The 17,230-nt window shown below is 60.7% G+C and carries 18 protein-coding genes; 4 read left to right on the top strand and 14 right to left on the bottom strand.

The features are described 5' to 3' along the window. The first annotated feature begins 8 nt into the window (after positions 1–8). Positions 9–2,855 carry an EAL domain-containing protein gene (locus IP76_RS02655; RefSeq protein ID WP_245281373.1) on the top strand — a complete coding sequence of 949 codons (2,847 nt, stop codon included), beginning with the start codon at positions 9–11 and terminating at the stop codon, positions 2,853–2,855. 69 nt (positions 2,856–2,924) lie between these two features. Here IP76_RS02655 and IP76_RS02650 read toward each other — a convergent pair whose 3' ends face one another. Beyond that, positions 2,925–3,530: a YqgE/AlgH family protein gene (locus tag IP76_RS02650; protein ID WP_054156807.1), complete on the bottom strand. Its 606-nt coding sequence runs from the start codon at positions 3,528–3,530 to the stop codon at positions 2,925–2,927. Positions 3,531–3,715: 185 nt separating this feature from the next. Between IP76_RS02650 and IP76_RS02645 the strand changes: the two genes are divergently transcribed. Further along, positions 3,716–4,537, top strand: a complete 822-nt coding sequence (locus tag IP76_RS02645) for a protein-disulfide reductase DsbD domain-containing protein (protein ID WP_054156627.1) — start codon at positions 3,716–3,718, stop codon at positions 4,535–4,537. Positions 4,538–4,668: 131 nt separating this feature from the next. Further along, complete coding sequence (locus IP76_RS02640) at positions 4,669–5,154, top strand: peroxiredoxin (RefSeq protein WP_054156626.1); 486 nt, start codon at positions 4,669–4,671, stop codon at positions 5,152–5,154. Positions 5,155–5,237: 83 nt separating this feature from the next. Here the strand turns inward: IP76_RS02640 and IP76_RS02635 are convergent, their stop codons facing one another. From IP76_RS02635 to IP76_RS02625, 3 genes are all read right to left on the bottom strand, one after another. After that, on the bottom strand, positions 5,238–5,546 hold the full coding sequence (locus IP76_RS02635) for a Dabb family protein (RefSeq protein WP_054156625.1): 309 nt from the start codon (positions 5,544–5,546) through the stop codon (positions 5,238–5,240). 206 nt (positions 5,547–5,752) lie between these two features. Continuing rightward, entirely contained in the window at positions 5,753–6,220 is a 468-nt protein-coding gene (gene rnhA, locus IP76_RS02630; RefSeq protein ID WP_054156624.1) for a ribonuclease HI, read from the bottom strand. Further along, positions 6,217–7,182, bottom strand: a complete 966-nt coding sequence (locus IP76_RS02625; RefSeq protein WP_054156623.1) for a homoserine kinase — start codon at positions 7,180–7,182, stop codon at positions 6,217–6,219. The genes rnhA and IP76_RS02625 overlap by 4 nt, the downstream gene beginning before the upstream one ends. A gap of 283 nt (positions 7,183–7,465) precedes the next feature. Here IP76_RS02625 and IP76_RS02620 point away from each other — a divergent pair, with 283 nt between their 5' ends. Beyond that, entirely contained in the window at positions 7,466–9,169 is a 1,704-nt protein-coding gene (locus tag IP76_RS02620) for a bifunctional diguanylate cyclase/phosphodiesterase (RefSeq protein WP_245281365.1), read from the top strand. 32 nt (positions 9,170–9,201) lie between these two features. On the opposite strand, the gene ispH is transcribed toward IP76_RS02620, so the two are convergent. The 10 genes from ispH to coxB form a co-directional block, all read right to left on the bottom strand. Next, a complete protein-coding gene (ispH, locus tag IP76_RS02615) occupies positions 9,202–10,194 on the bottom strand; it encodes a 4-hydroxy-3-methylbut-2-enyl diphosphate reductase (RefSeq protein ID WP_054156622.1) in 993 nt (330 codons plus the stop codon). Between the two features lie 16 nt (positions 10,195–10,210). After that, positions 10,211–10,576 (bottom strand): DUF1304 domain-containing protein, encoded by a 366-nt coding sequence (locus IP76_RS02610; RefSeq protein WP_054156621.1) that lies wholly within the window; start codon positions 10,574–10,576, stop codon positions 10,211–10,213. A 69-nt stretch (positions 10,577–10,645) separates the two neighbouring features. Next, complete coding sequence (locus tag IP76_RS02605) at positions 10,646–11,386, bottom strand: SURF1 family protein (protein WP_054156805.1); 741 nt, start codon at positions 11,384–11,386, stop codon at positions 10,646–10,648. A gap of 4 nt (positions 11,387–11,390) precedes the next feature. Further along, positions 11,391–11,777: a DUF983 domain-containing protein gene (locus IP76_RS02600; RefSeq protein ID WP_054156620.1), complete on the bottom strand. Its 387-nt coding sequence runs from the start codon at positions 11,775–11,777 to the stop codon at positions 11,391–11,393. Between the two features lie 138 nt (positions 11,778–11,915). Continuing rightward, a complete protein-coding gene (locus IP76_RS02595) occupies positions 11,916–12,794 on the bottom strand; it encodes a cytochrome c oxidase subunit 3 (RefSeq protein WP_054156619.1) in 879 nt (292 codons plus the stop codon). 55 nt (positions 12,795–12,849) lie between these two features. Then, positions 12,850–13,455, bottom strand: coding sequence for a cytochrome c oxidase assembly protein (locus tag IP76_RS02590; protein ID WP_054156804.1), 606 nt, complete (start codon positions 13,453–13,455; stop codon positions 12,850–12,852). Positions 13,456–13,473: 18 nt separating this feature from the next. Further along, a complete protein-coding gene (locus tag IP76_RS23040; protein ID WP_197278302.1) occupies positions 13,474–13,611 on the bottom strand; it encodes a hypothetical protein in 138 nt (45 codons plus the stop codon). Next, positions 13,608–14,564, bottom strand: a complete 957-nt coding sequence (locus IP76_RS02580; RefSeq protein WP_054156618.1) for a heme o synthase — start codon at positions 14,562–14,564, stop codon at positions 13,608–13,610. Before IP76_RS02580 ends, IP76_RS23040 begins: the two co-directional genes overlap by 4 nt. Before the next feature lie 89 nt (positions 14,565–14,653). Next, complete coding sequence (gene ctaD, locus IP76_RS02575; RefSeq protein WP_054156617.1) at positions 14,654–16,321, bottom strand: cytochrome c oxidase subunit I; 1,668 nt, start codon at positions 16,319–16,321, stop codon at positions 14,654–14,656. Positions 16,322–16,335: 14 nt separating this feature from the next. Continuing rightward, positions 16,336–17,220, bottom strand: coding sequence for a cytochrome c oxidase subunit II (gene coxB, locus IP76_RS02570; RefSeq protein WP_054156616.1), 885 nt, complete (start codon positions 17,218–17,220; stop codon positions 16,336–16,338). Between the last annotated feature and the right edge of the window lie 10 nt (positions 17,221–17,230).

Here is a 17,230-nt window from a genome sequence, read left to right as displayed (position 1 = left end):
CCGGCCTGATGGCACTCGTCTTCTGGCTGACCGCGACGATGGCGCAGGCCGTAGAGCCGGTGAAGATCGCCCGTGACGACAACGCGCTCGACCTCACCGGCACCACCGAAATCTACACCAACCAGGGCGAGGCCTTCCAGGTTTCGACTGCCGCCGGCGCCGACGGCATTCGTCGCCGCATCGAGGTGCGTTCCAGCACGCCCGAGCATCAAGGTGACTGGGCTGTCTTTGCGCTCGCCAATGTCTCTGAAGAACAGCTGGAACGCGTGATCGTTGCGCCGCATTTCCGCCTGTCCGGCTCGAAGATGTTCTGGCCCGATCTCGGCTCGCAGCGGATCATGGCGATCACGCCGTCGGAAGGCTTTGCGCTCGACCGCGTCGCAAGCGCCGATGCCGACGTCTTCCGGATCACGCTCAATCCGGGCACGGTGATCACCTTCGTCGCCGAACTTGCGACACCGGAACTGCCGCAGATCTATCTGTGGGAGCCGGACGCCTACAAGGATACGGTCAACGCCTTTACGCTTTATCGGGGTATCGTGCTCGGCATTGCCGGCCTGCTCGCGGTCTTCCTCACCATCCTCTTTGTCGTCAAGGGCACATCGATGCTGCCGGCGGCGGCCGCTCTTGCCTGGGCTGTGCTTGCCTATATCTGCGTCGACTTCGGCTTCCTCGAAAAGCTGATCTCGCTGACAGCGAGCGATATAAGGGTCTGGCGTGCGGGAGCTGAAGTGGCGCTTGCCTCCTCGCTGGTGATCTTCCTCTTTACCTATCTCAACCTCAATCGCTGGCATGTGCATCTCGGCTATGCGACGCTTGCCTGGATGCTCGGCCTTGCCGTTCTGTTCGGGGTTGCGGTCTTCGATCCCTCGATTGCCGCCGGTATTGCCCGCGTCTCCTTTGCGCTCACCGGCGTCGCAGGCATTGGTCTCATCATCTATCTCGGCATCAACCGCTATGACCGCGCCGTGCTTCTTGTGCCAACCTGGGCGCTGATCCTGGTCTGGCTGTTTGCCGGATGGCTGACAGTGACGGGCCAGCTCGACAACGATATCGTCCAGCCGGCGCTGGGCGGCGGCCTTGTTCTGATCGTTCTCCTGATCGGCTTTACCGTCATGCAGCACGCCTTTGCCGGCGGCGCCTATCAGCAGGGCCTGTTTTCCGACCTCGAGCGCCAGTCGCTGGCGCTGACCGGGTCCGGCGATACCGTCTGGGACTGGGACGTGGCCCGCGACCGGATGGTGACGAGCCCTGACATTTCCATGCGCCTTGGCCTGTCGCCTGGCACCATGCACGGCGCTGCACGCAATTGGCTGCCGCGTCTGCATCCCGATGATCGCGACCGTTTCCGCGCGACGCTCGACGTGCTTCTGGAGCACCGAAAGGGTCGGCTCAGCCATGAATTCCGAATCCGCGCCGAAGACGGTCATTATCACTGGCTGAAGATCCGGGCGCGGCCCGTGCTTGGCTCGAATGGCGAGGTCATCCGCTGCGTCGGGACGATCATCGACGTCACCGAGCAGCGCAATTCGATTGACCGGCTGCTGGCCGATGCGATGCATGACAACCTGACCGGCCTGCCCAACCGCGAGGTTTTCCTCGATCGGCTGCAGGCCATCCTGTCGATTGCCGGAAGCACCGAGGCCGTGCGCCCGACCGTGCTTGCGATCGATATCGATCGCTACAAGACGGTCAATGACTCGCTCGGGATCGCGGCTGGCGACAATATCCTGATCGCCATCACCCGCCGCCTGCGCCGTCTCTTGAAGCCGCAGGACACGCTGGCGCGTCTTTCCGGCGACGAATTCGGCCTGATCCTCGTCTCGGAGCGCGACCCGGCCAAGATCGCCGATTTTGCCGATGCGATATCGAAGGCGATCATGGTGCCGATCAACTTCGCCAATCGCGAGATTGAACTCACCGCCTCGATCGGTCTTGTTTCTTGGATCGACCAGCAGGAAAGCGCGTCCAGCCTGCTGGCCGATGCGGAGCTTGCCATGTACCGGGCCAAGCGTGCCGGGGGCAATCGCGTCGAGCCTTTCCGCCCGGCTTTCCGCACCGTCAGCACCGACCGGCTGCAGCTGGAAACAGATCTGCGCCGCGCCATCGAGCGCAAGGAACTCTCGGTCGCCTATCAACCGATCGTGCGTCTCGGCAATGGCGAGATTGCCGGCTTCGAGGCACTGATGCGCTGGGATCACCCAAAGCGCGGCAATATCCCGCCGCTCGAATTTATCCCGATTGCCGAAATGACTGACCTGATTGGTCCGCTCGGCATGTTCGCCCTCGAACGCGCCTCGACCGACCTGATGGACTGGGAGCGCCAGACCGGCGAACTGCCGATCTTCGTCTCGGTCAATCTCTCTTCGGCCCAGCTGATCTCCAGCGAACTCTACAATGACGTTCGTGCCATGCTGACCAAGACCCAGTGCGATCCGAGCCGGATCAAGCTGGAACTGACGGAGACGGTGGTCATGGAGAACCCGGAACAGGCACGCCTGATGCTGGAGAAACTGAAGGCGACAGGCATCAGCCTCGCGCTCGACGATTTTGGCACGGGCTATTCCTCGCTCTCCTACCTGACCCGCTTCCCCTTTGACACGATCAAGCTCGACAAAGCGCTGGTCTGCGACCAATCCGACAAGCGCTCGGTGCTCTTGCGCTCCGTCGTTTCCATGGCACGCGGGCTAGACATGCAGGTGGTGGCTGAGGGCATCCAGTCCGATCAGGACGCAGCCGACCTTGCGATGATGGGCTGCGAATTCGGCCAGAGCTACCTGTTCGGCCCACCACTGGGCGCCGAGTCTGTCTTGCGCTTGCTGAAGGAACGGTTTCCGCTGATGAAGCGGGCGTGAGGTTTCACCCCCTCACATGCGCTGGAAAGCAATGTGCAGGCCAAGGCCGCACGCGAGTGCGACGCGGCCTTACGCGTGCCCCACATCCATCGATAGCATGGCGGGGTTGATGCCCATCATGGCAAGCGCTCGGTCATACTTGTCGTCGAGGAAGCGATCGAAGATCAGGTCTTCGGTGGCGGCGCAATGGAGCCAACCGTTGCGGGCAATCTCCTGTTCGAGCTGGCCTGGCCCCCAGCCCGCATAACCGAGCATCATCGTGGCGTGGCGCGGTCCGCGGCCGTCGGAAATGGCCCGCACGATGTCGAGCGTGGCTGTCAGCGAGATATCGTCGCTGACGGGAATGGAGCTGTCGGAGAGATAGTCGTCGGAATGCAGGACAAAGCCGCGGCTCTGATCGACCGGGCCGCCGCACTGGATCGGGAAATGGCGGGCGTGATCCGGCAGCATGATCGCATCATTGCGGTCGATGAGTTCCAGATGCAGCAGAAGATCGGCGAAGGTGACCGGTTGCGGGCGGTTGATGATGAAGCCCATGGCGCCGGCATCCGAATGGGCGCAGATATACACGACGGAGCGGGCGAAATCGCCACTCGTCACGCCGGGCATCGCGATCAGCAAATGGCCGTCGAGAAATCCCCGTTCCGTCAGTTCCATTTTCGACGACGGTGCCATGCCTGCCTCCTTGGTGTGCCATTCGGCAACCGGCTTGCTGCGTGGTTGAATGTGGTCTGAATATGAAACATGGGGCAGAAGCCCGTTGCGATCAACCCAAAATGATGTGACCCGCGCAAGCTTGACTGGCAAAGGCAGGGACAATCTTCTAGAGCCATTGCGGTTCAACCGGTATCGGCAGGTCCATGATCGTCTCGCGCATCACATTCCGTCTCGCCGTTTTCGTCCTCGGTCTCTGTGGCCTTGTCAGTTCGGCCAGTGCCGCCAGCAGTGACTGGGCGGTGAACGAAGGCGGCCGCATGCGGCTGATCCTGCTTGCTCCCGACGAAAGCGGCGACCGCCAGGGCGCGCTGGTGATCGAGCCTCAGCCCGGCTGGGTTACCTATTGGAAGGAGCCAGGCGATGTCGGCATTCCGCCCTCGCTGACGGTGCCTCCGGGGGCGCCGTATGCGGTTGAGCATATCGCTTTTCCAGTGCCGAAACTGCTCGATGCAGGCGATATCCGCGATGTGGGCTATGACGCACCGGTGGTCCTGCCGCTCACACTGTCCGGGAGCACGGCAGACATGCCGGTGACGCTTCATGCCTTTATCGGCGTGTGCCTCAATATCTGCATACCGTTTCAAGCCGATCTCACCGTCGCGCCTGCCGTCAGTGCAGCCACCAGTGCGGAGGAGCAAGCGCTGATTGCCGACGCGCGGAGAAAATTGCCGCAAGCGCCCTCCCCCGAGTTTTCTGTCAAACAGCATGTGCTGCAGCCCGATCTGAAACAGTTCGACGTGACGCTCACCATCCCGCCATCCGCGACCCCGCCAAGCTTCTTCCTCCGCGGGCCGAGCGGCTTCGTCTTCGTCAAGGGCACATTCACCACGACGGCGACAGGGGACACGCAGTTGTCCATACCGATCCGCAAACTGCCGAAGAATTACAAACCCTCGGGCAAGACCTGGGACCTGCTGGTCGTTGCCGGCGAGCGGGCAATGGAAACAACACTTACCCTTGAGTGACTTGCCCGGTCGGGCTTGTCCGGTCCGGCTTGTCCTCGTCCGCCTTGCCTTTAAGGAACCGCCTTCTATATTCGCCCACGATCCGATGACCGGCATAACCGGCATCCCAACCGGAACGAGGGACGATTTTCATGACCATTGCAATCGGCGACAAGCTGCCCCAGGCGACCTTCAAGGAAAAGACGGCCGACGGCGCAGCCGAGATTACAACCGAGCAGCTGTTTGCGGGCAAAAAGGTCGTACTTTTCGCCGTTCCCGGCGCCTTCACCCCAACCTGCACGCTGAACCATCTGCCCGGCTATCTCGAAAACCGGGATGCGCTCATGGCGCGCGGCGTCGACGACATTGCGGTCGTCTCGGTCAATGACTGGCATGTTATGGGCGCCTGGGCACAGCATTCCGGCGGCATGGGCAAGATCCACTTCCTCGCCGACTGGGATGCCTCGTTCACCAAGGCGCTCGGCCTTGACATGGACCTGTCTGCCGGCGCGCTCGGCGTGCGCTCGAAGCGCTATTCGATGCTGGTTGAGGATGGCGTGGTGAAGAGCCTGAACATCGAGGAAAACCCAGGCCAGGCCACCGTATCCTCGGCTGCGACCATGATCGAGCAGCTCTGATCGACTGTATCCGTTTTTGAAACTGATGAGGCCGTCCGCTCTGCGGGCGGCCTTTTCATTGGGGCGAGCCCCGTAAGCAAGCCTCAGCAGGCGAGGTCGAAGACCAGGATGCCGGCCAGACCGCCATCCGTTGCCCCGACAATGCGCTCGCCGACTTCGACATGTTTCGGATGCTTGAGATAATAATCGCGGACCATCTCGTCCTCGAAGGTGACGATGAAGCCGTCATTATAGCCGCCGCTCAAGCCCTCCGGCGAGACATTGGCTCCGGCCTTCACCTGCAGCATGCCCGGCACCACGTCCTTCAAGGCTGCGATCGCGGCATAGATCGCCTGCTTCTCGGCCTCCTGAACGGCCGACTTGAAGCGCAGGAACACGCAGTGCTGGATCATGGAAGTCTCCCGGTTTGTGTTTTGCCGGAGCATAGGGAGAATGGGGCAAAGGGCAAGGGCGGGCCGATGGGTGGCGTGACCGGTGAAGGTCTTGCAACGCGCATCGGTTATGTCTGCCGGGGTCGAAAAGGACCGCTCATAGTGGCATTCATCCAGCTACGTCCGTGGCAGGCAAAGATTGCCGATGCGGTTCGAAGGCAAGATCTTCACTTCACCAGGAGCGACTTCGGGAAACCGGATTTCTTGAAGGGCTCCATGCCCTTGCGGGCAAGCTCGTCGGCGCGTTCATTTTCCGGATGGCCGGCATGGCCCTTGACCCAGTGCCACTTGACCGTGTGGCGCTGGTTGGCGGCGTCAAGCGCCTGCCAGAGTTCGCCATTCTTCACCGGCTTCTTGTCGGCAGTCTTCCAGCCGTTTTTCTTCCAGCCGAAGATCCACTTGGATATGCCGTCCATGACGTATTTGCTGTCGGTGTAGAGATCGACCTCGCATGGGTCCTTCAGGGCGTTCAGCGCGCTGATGGCAGCCAATAGTTCCATGCGGTTGTTGGTCGTGTCCGCCTCGCCGCCGTTCAGTTCCTTTTCGGTCTCGCCGTAGCGAAGCACAGCACCCCAGCCGCCGGGACCGGGATTGCCCGAGCAGGCACCGTCGGTGAAGATATCGACATGTTTCATGAAATCAGTCCGTATTCCGAGGCATTGGTGACGGCGCGGTGGAAGCGCAGCTTTTTCAGGTATTCGAGCGGGTCCTTCTTCACCACGAGCGCGCCGGCGGGCGTCGTCAGCCAGTCGTAGAGACGGGTGAGGAAGAAGCGTAGCGCCGAACCGCGGCAGAGAATGGGCAGCGCCTCGATTTCATCGCCAGAGAGTGGCCGCACCGAGAGATACCCCTCGATCATCGCCTTGCCCTTGGTGATGTTGTAGGCGCCGTCCTTTTCGAAGCACCAGGAGTTCAGGCAGATCGACAGGTCGTAGACCAAGAGGTCGTTGCAGGCGAAATAGAAGTCGATGAGGCCCGACAGGCGATCGCCGAGGAAGAAGACATTATCGGGGAAGAGATCGGCGTGGATGACGCCGGACGGCAAATCCTTCGGCCAATGGGTGGCGAGGAAATCAAGCTCGGCGCCGATCTCGGCCTCAAGCCCCTCCTCCACCTCGTCGGCGCGCGCTTCAGACTTGGCCCAGAGGGTCTGCCACCCCTCGAGCGAGAGTGCGTTGGGGCGGGTGAGTGTGAAGCCCTCACCGGCGATATGCATCTTGGCGAGAGCAGCCCCCACTTCGCGGCAGTGCTGCGCCTCGGGCTTTCGCAACCACATACCTTCTAGGAAGGAGATCAACGCTGCCGGACGGCCGGAGAGTTCGCCAAGCAACTGACCATCATGACGCGGCAGGGGCAGCGGGCAAGTCAGCCCGCGCTCCGAGAGGTGATGCATCAGCCCGAGGAAGAACGGCAGATCCGATTTCTCGACCCGCTTTTCATACAGCGTCAGGATCAGCGGCGCCTTGGACGTGTGAAGCAGGAAATTGGAATTCTCCACGCCTTCCGCGATGCCCTTGTAGGACAAGAGTTCGCCTGCATCATACTCGGCGAGAAAGGCCTTGAGATCGACTTCATTGATATCGGTGTAAACTGCCACAGCGTGAGGTTCCGTGCCGCTTCGGGGATGGTGAAGGCATATAACGGGTGGGCAGCCGGTGCCAGCCCTTGCTCGACATGGGACACAGGAAATGGGGACACAGCAAACGGAGAACGCGTGGCACACGCATGCAGACGCTGCGCGCGTTCGTCGCACAACCGGTTTAACTTTGCCCCGCATCTCGACAAGTGCATCCGGCCCCGTCTATCTGTAAGAGAATTTTACGCTTCCCTAATTTTAGGCGTATAGAGTGGATCAACATGATCATACTGGATGTGACGGCATGGATAGCCCACGGACCGCTCATATAGCTAAGGACTTCGCTGCAGCGATGCACCTTGCGCTGATCGTGACCGATCGCGATGGCGACATCCGGTTTGCCAATCCGGCCTTCTGCGAAATGTTCGGTTACACGATCGAGCAGCTACTCGGGCGACCGATCACCATGATCATTCCAGAACGCATGCGTGGCGCGCACACCGCCGGCATGGAGAATGTTGCCGGCGGCGCCAAACCCGGCCTCGGCGGCAAGTCCGTAGAAGTCTTCGCACTGAAAAGCGACGGTACGGAGTTTCCGATCGAAATCACGCTGTCGACATGGCAGGATGCCTACGGCTTCTGGGCCGGGGCGACAATCCGGGATATTTCCGAGCGACGCCAGAGGGATACGCGTCTCATGCGGCTTGCCTCGCATGACACGTTGACCGGCCTGCAAAACCGGCATGAATTCATGAGCTGCCTTGCCCAGAAACTCACGGCTGGCATTCCCTGTACGCTCGTCTTGATGGATCTGGACGGTTTCAAGGATGTCAATGACATGCATGGGCACATAGTCGGCGACAGCCTGCTGCAGGCCGTCGGCGTTCGCCTTCCCTATCTGCTTGGCGAACATGCCTTGATCGGACGTCTCGGCGGGGACGAATTCGCGATCCTTTTTGCCGGGACCGGCAATGTCGCCGAGGGGCGCATTGAAGCCACAAAGATCCTCACGGCCTTCAGCAAACCCTTCAGCCTTGGCGGACTGGAACTGGAACTCAGCACAAGTCTTGGCGTCGCGATCGCGCCGCGACATGGGGTCGAGGCTGAGGAATTGCTGGCCTCTGCCGACTTCGCGCTATACCGCGCCAAGGCCGATGGCGGACGCACCTTCCGCCTGTTCGACCAGTCGATGCGCAGGGAAAGCCAGGTCAAGCGGGAGACGCGGGACGAATTGCGGCTGGCCCTTCGCCATGGCGAGCTTGAACTCTACTATCAGCCGCTGGTCGAGTTAGCTTCGCGGCGGATCCTGGGTTTTGAAGCCCTGATCCGCTGGAACCATCCGGATCGCGGTCTTTTGCAGCCGAGCATGTTCCTGCCTTCGCTTGAGCAGAGTTCGCTTTCGGCTGAGATCGGCTGGTGGACGATCGACGAGGCTTGCCGAATGGCCGCGAAGGTCAATGCCAAAGGCGCAAACCTCAAGATTGCGGTCAACCTCTTTCCAACGCAGTTTCGGGCATATAATCTGAGAGACAGGGTGATTGCAGCGGTTCAGCGACATGGAATCGCACCCGAATGGCTGGAACTGGAGGTCACCGAAGAGGTGACCCTCAACAATGACGAAGCCAGCCTGCAGACGCTCAACGCCATGCGCGACGCAGGTGTGGGCGTGGCCTTTGATGACTTCGGCACGGGTTATGCCTCGCTGAGTTCCCTTCAGCGCTATCCCCTGACCACGCTCAAGATCGATCGCGCTTTCATCAGCGATATCCAGACTCGTCCTTCCGATGCCGCCATCACACGAGCGCTGGTCGCCATGAGCCACGAAATGGGGCTCAGCACCGTGGCCGAAGGCATCGAAACGGAGGCCCAGGAGGCGGTTCTCCTGGAAATGGGATGTACGCAAGGTCAAGGCTATCTCTACGGCCGTCCGATGTGCGAGCGGGACGCCATGGCGCTTCTTGCAAAAGCGCAGACCCCGACCGACGACCTCCGCTCAACCGGCACCTGATAAAGGCTCGCAGCCTCGCAAGCAGAAGAACGTCAGCCGTTGACCCAGGCCATGTCGGCGCGCGTCAGTTCCACATCGCGCAGTTCGCGATTGACGAGGAAGTGCTCGTTCTCCTCTGCCGTGATCGCCAGTTCGACCTTGGCGTCGTAGCGCTCGCGGAACGCCTCAATGATCTCGTCGACAATGACTTCCGGGGCTGAGGCCCCGGCGGAGATGCCGAGCGTGGCGATTTCACCGAGATCCGTCCAGTCGATCTCGGAGGCCCGCTGGACCAGCATGGAGCGGGTGGCCCCTGCCCTCAGCGCCACCTCGACGAGGCGCTTGGAGTTCGACGAATTCGGCGCGCCAACGACGATGAAGAGATCACAGCCGGGCGCGGCATGCTTCACCGCTTCCTGGCGATTGGTCGTGGCGTAACAGATGCTGTCGGCCGAGGGTGCGGTGAGATTGGGGAAGCGCTCATTGAGCTTGGCGATGACACCGGCCGTATCATCCACCGAGAGTGTCGTCTGGGTAACGAAGCCAAGATTGTCAGGATCGACGGGCTGATAGGCTTCCGCGTCCTCGACGGTCTCGACCAGCGAGACGGAGCCTTCCGGCAGCTGGCCCATAGTGCCGATCACTTCCGGATGACCGGCATGACCGATCAGGATTACATGGCGGCCGAGGCGCTGGTGACGCATGGCCTGCTTATGGACCTTGGAGACCAGCGGGCAAGTGGCATCGAGATAAAAGAGATTGCGGTTCGTCGCATCTTCCGGCACGGATTTCGGCACGCCATGGGCGGAAAAGACCACCGGTTGCTCGCGGTGTTCGGCCGGGATCTCGTTCAGCTCTTCGACAAAGATCGCGCCCTTGGCCTCCAACCCCTCGACCACATACCTGTTGTGCACGATCTCATGGCGCACATAAACCGGTGCGCCGTAACGCTTCAGCGCCAGAACGACAATCTGGATGGCGCGATCGACGCCGGCGCAAAAGCCGCGCGGGCCGCAGAGGCGGATCGTCAGAGGGGGACGGTTCATATGCAAGGTCATCGGGTCAGCCAGCGATCAGGACAGCGGATAAGGCAAGGGCTGCGGGAAGCGCCTGAATGACGAAGATCTTCCGCGAGGCCGTTGCCCCCCCATATAGGCCGGCGACCAGCACGCAGCCAAGGAAAAACAACTGAATTTGACTGCCGGTGGGAAGATCTGGATGCAGCAGCCCCCAGGTCAGGCCGGCGGCGAGGAAGCCGTTGTAAAGGCCCTGGTTGGCGGCCAGCACCTTGGTTGCCTCGGCCTGTTCCGGCTTCATGCCGAAGGCGCGGCGGCCGGTCGGCGTGGTCCAGAGGAACATTTCGAGCACGAGGATATAGACATGCTCGAGGGCCACGAGTGCCACCAGTGTCGAGGCGAGATAGGACATGCAGTTTTCCCTTGGCGCGGCATATGTGAATGCTGTCCGTGGGTGTTTAGCCGATTATCCCCGTCTCCACTATTGCGATTTGCGGCGAAAAAGTCCCGCCAGCGAAACGGCGACGAGCGCAAAGGCAAGGCCATACCAGGTGATTGCATATTGCAGGTGACTGTTCGGCAAGTCGATTTGGGTGACGCCGCCGACCGGCATTCCTGCAGCATTCGGCGTTGAATCGGCGTCCAGGAAGAAAGGAAGCACACGATCCGGCGCCAGACCGACAGATGCCGCCATGCGATCCAGATCCTTCCAGTAGAAGATATTCGCCTTCTCGTCATTGTCAGGCACCAGAGACGACGGCTTTTCAGCCAGTCGCGCACGCGCAAGGCCGACAATCGTCTGGGGACCCTCCGGCTGGCTGCCGGGGCGCGTTTCCGGTGTCTTGCGGTCATAGGGGACAAAGCCCCGGTTGACGAAGAGGTAGCGGCCATCGGCGAGTTGAAGCGGCGTGTAGATGTAAAAGCCAGACTGTCCCTGGAACGTCGCAAGGAAGTGCCGCTCCTTGTCGTTCAGGAATACACCTTCAGCTGTCGCGTGCCGGTAATCCACATCGGCGCCGGTGGCGAGAAGGCTCTCGATCTCCGCGAGTGCGGCGGGCGGTGCCGAACGCCGCTCTTCGATCTGCGCCAGAAGGCTTTCCTTCCAGTAGAGACGGTTGACCTGCCATGTGCCGAGCGACAGAAGAATGACCAGCGCCACCGGCACGAAGACAAGGGCTGCCCAGAAGCGCCAGCCACGGCTGCGCCGCGTCGGTTTTCTCATGCCATCACCGATCACGGTCGATCACCCCTTGAGAGGCATTGTGCTTGTACTGGAGCGCAATCAACAGCGCCTTCAGAAAGCGCATCAACCACAGGGTAAAGCCCACGCCCAGCGGTGCGAAGACGAGAATGTGGAGCCAGACGGAGGGTTGATAGTTGAGCTCCACCCAGAGGGCGAAACCGACGACGAGCAGGTCGGCAAGGAGAATGACAAAGATCGCCGGTCCGTCGCCGGCGTCGATCCAGGAGAAATCGAAGCCGCAGGATGCGCAACGCGCTTTAGGCTTGGTCAGCCCGTCAAAAAGCTTGCCATGGCCGCATCGTGGGCAGGATGCCGAAAGCGCGGTCTTCACCGGATCGGTGGGCGGAAATTGTGCGCTGTCTTCGGTCATGTCTGATGGATCCTCATACATGGAGAGTGTGGCGAAGCCTTAGAGCAAAGCGCCGCTTGGTCCTAGGGTCGGATCGTCGCAGGCTGCGACGAAAAAGGGCGGCTTTCGCCGCCCTTCAGGATCTTGTTCGTCCGCCGATCAGCCGGCGTGAAGCGGTGCACCCCAATCGCCCCAGATGTAGATGGCGAAGAAGAGAAACAGCCAGACGACGTCAACGAAGTGCCAGTACCAGGCGGCAGCTTCGAAGCCGAAATGCTGCTGCGGGGTGAAGTGGCCGGCAAGCGCCCGGAACAGGCAGACGATCAGGAAGATCGTGCCGACCAGAACGTGGAAGCCGTGGAAGCCGGTCGCCATGAAGAAGGTCGCGCCGTAGATCGAATTCTTGAAGTCGAACGGCGAGTGCATGTACTCGTAAGCCTGGACGAATGAGAACAGGATCCCGAGCAGCACCGTCAGCACGAGGCCGGAAACCAGACCCTTGCGGTCATTGTGCAGCATGGCGTGGTGCGCCCAGGTGACACAGGTGCCCGACAGCAGCAGGATGACGGTGTTGTAGATCGGCAGGTGCCAGGGGTCCACGACCTCGATGCCAACCGGGGGCCACTGACCGCCGGTGAACTCGACACGGCTTGCCTGGATCGCCTCATTGGCAAACAGGCTGGCGTCGAAGAAGGCCCAGAACCAGGCGACGAAGAACATCACTTCAGAGGCGATGAACATGATCATGCCGTAGCGCAGATGCAGCGATACGACGCGGGTGTGGTGACCCTGATGGGCTTCCTTGATCGTATCGGCCCACCAGGCGAACATGGTGAAGAGCACGATTGCGAGGCCGATGAAGAACAGCCACGGATGAGCCATTTCAAGACCGAACAGCTTGAACGAGCCGCCATTCAGGTATCGCATGTAACCCACGCCGCCGAAGGTGAGCACGAAGGCGCCGATCGAGGCCAGAAGCGGCCACGGGCTTGGATCGATGATGTGGTAGTCGTGGTTTTTCTGGTGCGCTTCGGCCATTTCAGCAATCCCCGAATGTCAATTTCATTACGAGTTCCGGCGAACCGGAACCCTCTCACAGTTTCGGCTGTACTTTGTCTTTCTCGACCGCAAGGGCTGCCACCGGGGCTTCGTCCTCGCGGGGATAGAATGTATAGGACAGGGTGATCGTCCCGATGTCCTTGGTTTCATCCGCATCGACGATCGCAGGGTCGACGAAGAAAACAACCGGCATTTCCAGCGTTTCGCCCGGCTGCAACGTGGTCTTGGTGAAGCAGAAGCACTGGACCTTGTTGAAATAGGCCCCGGCTTCGCCCGGCGTGACGTTGAAAATCGCCTCGCCCGTAACCGGCACGGAGGAATTGTTCTTCGCCTCGTAGCGGATCTGGACTGTTTCGCCAATCTTTGGCGTTACGTCCTTGTCGATCGCCTTGAAGTCCCAGTTCAGCCCGGAAGACACGTTTGCGTCAAAGGTGACGTTGATCGTCCGATCGAGAACCACATCGGACATCTGCTCGACGCGCTGCGTGGTGCCGCCATAACCGGTGACCTGGCAGAACAGACGATAGAGCGGCACGGCAGCATAGCTCATGCCGACCATGCCGCCGACAAAAAAGACGCAGGCAGCTGCAACGCCGATATTTCGGCGGCTTGCGCTGCGGTCACTGTCCTTTGATTGGATCACGATCCGGTCTCCTTCTCAGCCGACACTGCCGATCTTGATGATCGTCACGACGTAGAAAATGACGACAAGAGCGGCGAGCACGACACCGAGCGCGATGTTGCGACCACGGCGCGACTTACGCTGCTTGTCGGTCAGTTGCACAGTATCCATCATGCAGCACCTCCGATCGGGCCGATGAACGGCGCGAGGTAAAAGTCGACCATCAAGGCCGAGAAGATCGCGAAGAGATAGAAGATCGAATAGGCAAACAGCTTCTTGGCCGGCACCATCTTCTCGTCGCCGTCGGCCATGCGCCAGACGGCGATGGAACAGTGGACAAAGACCGCGCCGAGCAGGCCCGCGACAACGCCATAACCGATCGAGGCCAGACCTGTGAACGTCGGCAGAACGCCGGTCACGGCGGTCAGGACGGCATAGACGGCAATCTGGCGTTTGGTCGACGGAATACCCGCAACATTCGGCATCATCGGCACACCGACCGAGCCGTAATCCTTCATCTTGAACAGAGCCAGCGCCCAGAAATGCGCCGGCGTCCAGAGGAAGATGATCATGAAGAGAATGACGCTGTCGAGCGACACGCCACCCGTCACGCAGGCCCAGCCAACCATGGGCGGGAAAGCGCCGGCCGCACCGCCGATGACGATGTTCTGCGGGGTCGAGCGCTTCAGCCACATCGTGTAGACGACGGCGTAGAAGAAGATCGTGAATGCGAGCAGGCCTGCGGCAAACCAGTTGACTGCAAGGCCGAGAATGACAACGGAAAAGACCGACAGGATGAGACCGAAGGCAAGCGCCTCGGTGGGCGTGATACGGCCGGCGGGCACAGGGCGGGTTGCCGTGCGGGTCATGATTGCATCGATATCGGCGTCATACCACATGTTCAGCGCACCGGATGCGCCAGCGCCGACGGCGATGCAAAGAATGGCAATCGCGCCGAGAAACGGGTTGATTGTGCCTGGAGCCAAGATGAGACCGGCAAAGGCGGTGAAGACGACGAGCGACATGACGCGCGGCTTCAGGAGCGCGAAGAAATCGCGCGGGCCGGCTTCGGACAGGCGCACATCGCCCTCGATGCCGAAAACGTCGCGATTATCAATGACCGTCATGCTGTTGTTTTCCGTCTTCCGTTTGGTCTTTCGGGCACCGCGATCACAAGGACCGCGGTGCCCGCATAGCTTGGTGGTCTGGCCTCAGATCACTTGATCTTCGGCAGCTGTTCCCACTGGTGGTACGGCGGCGGCGAAGACAGCTGCCATTCCAGCGTGGTTGCACCTTCACCCCAGGGGTTGTCGCCAGCGACGCGCTTCTTGGCGAAGGCTTCGAAGACGCCGAAGAGGAAGACGAGAACCGCGAAGGCCGAGATGTAGGAACCGATCGACGAGACATAGTTCCAGCCGGCATAGGCATCCGGATAGTCGATGTAACGGCGCGGCATGCCGGCGAGGCCGAGGAAGTGCTGCGGGAAGAACACCAGGTTGACGCCGATGAACATGACCCAGAAGTGCAGCTTGCCGACGAATTCCGAGTACATGTAACCGGTGATCTTCGGGAACCAGTAGTACCAACCGGCGAAGATCGCGAAGACGGCGCCGAGCGACAGAACGTAGTGGAAGTGGGCCACGACGTAATAGGTGTCATGCAGCGAGCGGTCGAGGCCGGCATTGGCGAGCTGTACGCCCGTCACGCCACCGACGGTGAACAGGAAGATGAAGCCGATCGCCCAGACCATTGGGGTCTTGAAGGTCAGCGAACCACCCCACATCGTCGCGATCCAGGAGAAGATCTTGATGCCGGTCGGCACCGCGATGACCATGGTTGCGAAGAGGAAGTAACGCTGGGCCGAAAGCGACAGGCCAACCGTGTACATGTGGTGAGCCCAGACGACGAAGCCGACGGCGCCGATGCCGACCATGGCATAGGCCATGCCGAGGTAGCCGAAGACCGGCTTCTTGGAGAAGGTCGACACGATGTGGCTGACGATGCCGAAGCCGGGCAGGATCAGGATGTAGACTTCCGGGTGACCGAAGAACCAGAACAGGTGCTGGTAGAGAACCGGGTCACCACCGCCTTCAGGCGAGAAGAAGGTAGTGCCGAAGTTGCGGTCGGTGAGCAGCATGGTGATGCCGCCGGCGAGAACCGGGAGCGACAGCAGAAGCAGGAAGGCAGTGACCAGAACGGCCCAGGCGAAGAGCGGCATCTTGTGCAGCGTCATGCCAGGCGCGCGCATGTTCAGGATCGTGGTGATGAAGTTGATCGCACCCAGGATCGAGGACGCACCGGAAACGTGGAGCGCAAAGATCGCAAGGTCAACCGCCGGACCAGGCTGGCCCGAGGTTGCGAGCGGCGGATAGAGCGTCCAGCCACCACCGACACCGTAAGCCCCTGCCGGACCTTCGACGAACATCGAGAGGATCAGAAGCAGGAAGGCCGGGACGATCAGCCAGAAGGAGATGTTGTTGAGGCGCGGGAAAGCCATGTCCGGAGCGCCGATCATGATCGGGATCATCCAGTTGGCAAAACCGCCGATCAGCGCGGGCATGACCATGAAGAAGATCATGACGAGCGCGTGCGCCGTGGTGAACACGTTGTACATGTGCTTGCCGCCATCGATGGCAGCATCGCCTTCAAAGCCGTAAACCATCTGGGCCAGACCGTGGAAGATCTGGATGCCCGGATCCTGCAGTTCGGCGCGCATGGCGACCGACAGAGCAGCACCGATGATACCGGCGATGATCGCGAAGATCAGGTAAAGCGTGCCGATATCCTTGTGGTTGGTCGACAGGAACCAGCGCGCAAAGAAACCAGGCTTATGATCGTGATGCGCGTCGTGCGCATGGTCGTCGTGGGCAACAGAACCAGCCATTGTCCTCACTCCTCTCAGTTCGTGATGTTTTCGGCCGTCTGGACGGTCGCAGGTGCGCCGTCGACAGCAGCCATCAGAGCGCGGTTGGCGCCAGGAAGGTCAGACGTCGCCGCCTGGACCCAGGCAGTGTACTGCGCTTCCGAGACAACGCGGATGGCGATCGGCATGAACGCATGGTCCTTGCCGCACAACTCCGAACACTGTCCGTAGTAGAGACCTTCACGGTCTGCGCGGAACCACGTTTCGTTCAGACGACCCGGGATCGCATCGATCTTGACACCGAAGGCCGGCATGGCGAAGGCGTGGATGACGTCGGTCGGAGCGGCGGTAACCAGCATGCGGACATTCTTGCCAACCGGCACGACCACTTCGTTATCGACGGCCAGCAGGCGCGGATAACGGGCGACATCTTCCTTGCCAGCGGCTGCACGGTCGGCATCCTTCAGCATGTAGCTGTCGAAGGACACGGCCTGCTCGCCCTCATATTCATAAGACCAGAGCCACTGGGTTGCCGTTGCCTTGATCGTCAGATCAGGATTTTCCGGCAGCTTCAGCTGGTAGGTCAGCAGGTTGAAGGACGGAATGGCGATGGCAAACAGCATAAGGACCGGGATAACCGTCCATGCGATCTCGATCGCCGTGTTGTGGCTGGTCTTCGATGGCACCGGATTGGCGCTGGCGCGGAACTTCACAACGACAAGAATCAACAGAATCAGGACGAAAATGGTGATCGGAACGATGAACCAGAGCGTGTACTGCTCAAACCAACGGTTCATCTCCATGACCGGAGTTGCGGCTTCCTGCAAACCCATCTGCCACGGCTTCGGCTGATCGGCGAAGCTGACAGAAGCGAAAAGCAGACAGGCCAGCGCGGCCAGGGCTGCATAGGTTCTCTTCATCACGGTTGGT

This window comes from Rhizobium sp. AAP43 (assembly GCF_001296045.1).
GTDB lineage: Bacteria > Pseudomonadota > Alphaproteobacteria > Rhizobiales > Rhizobiaceae > Allorhizobium.
This window is presented reverse-complemented; position numbering and strand designations above follow the sequence as displayed.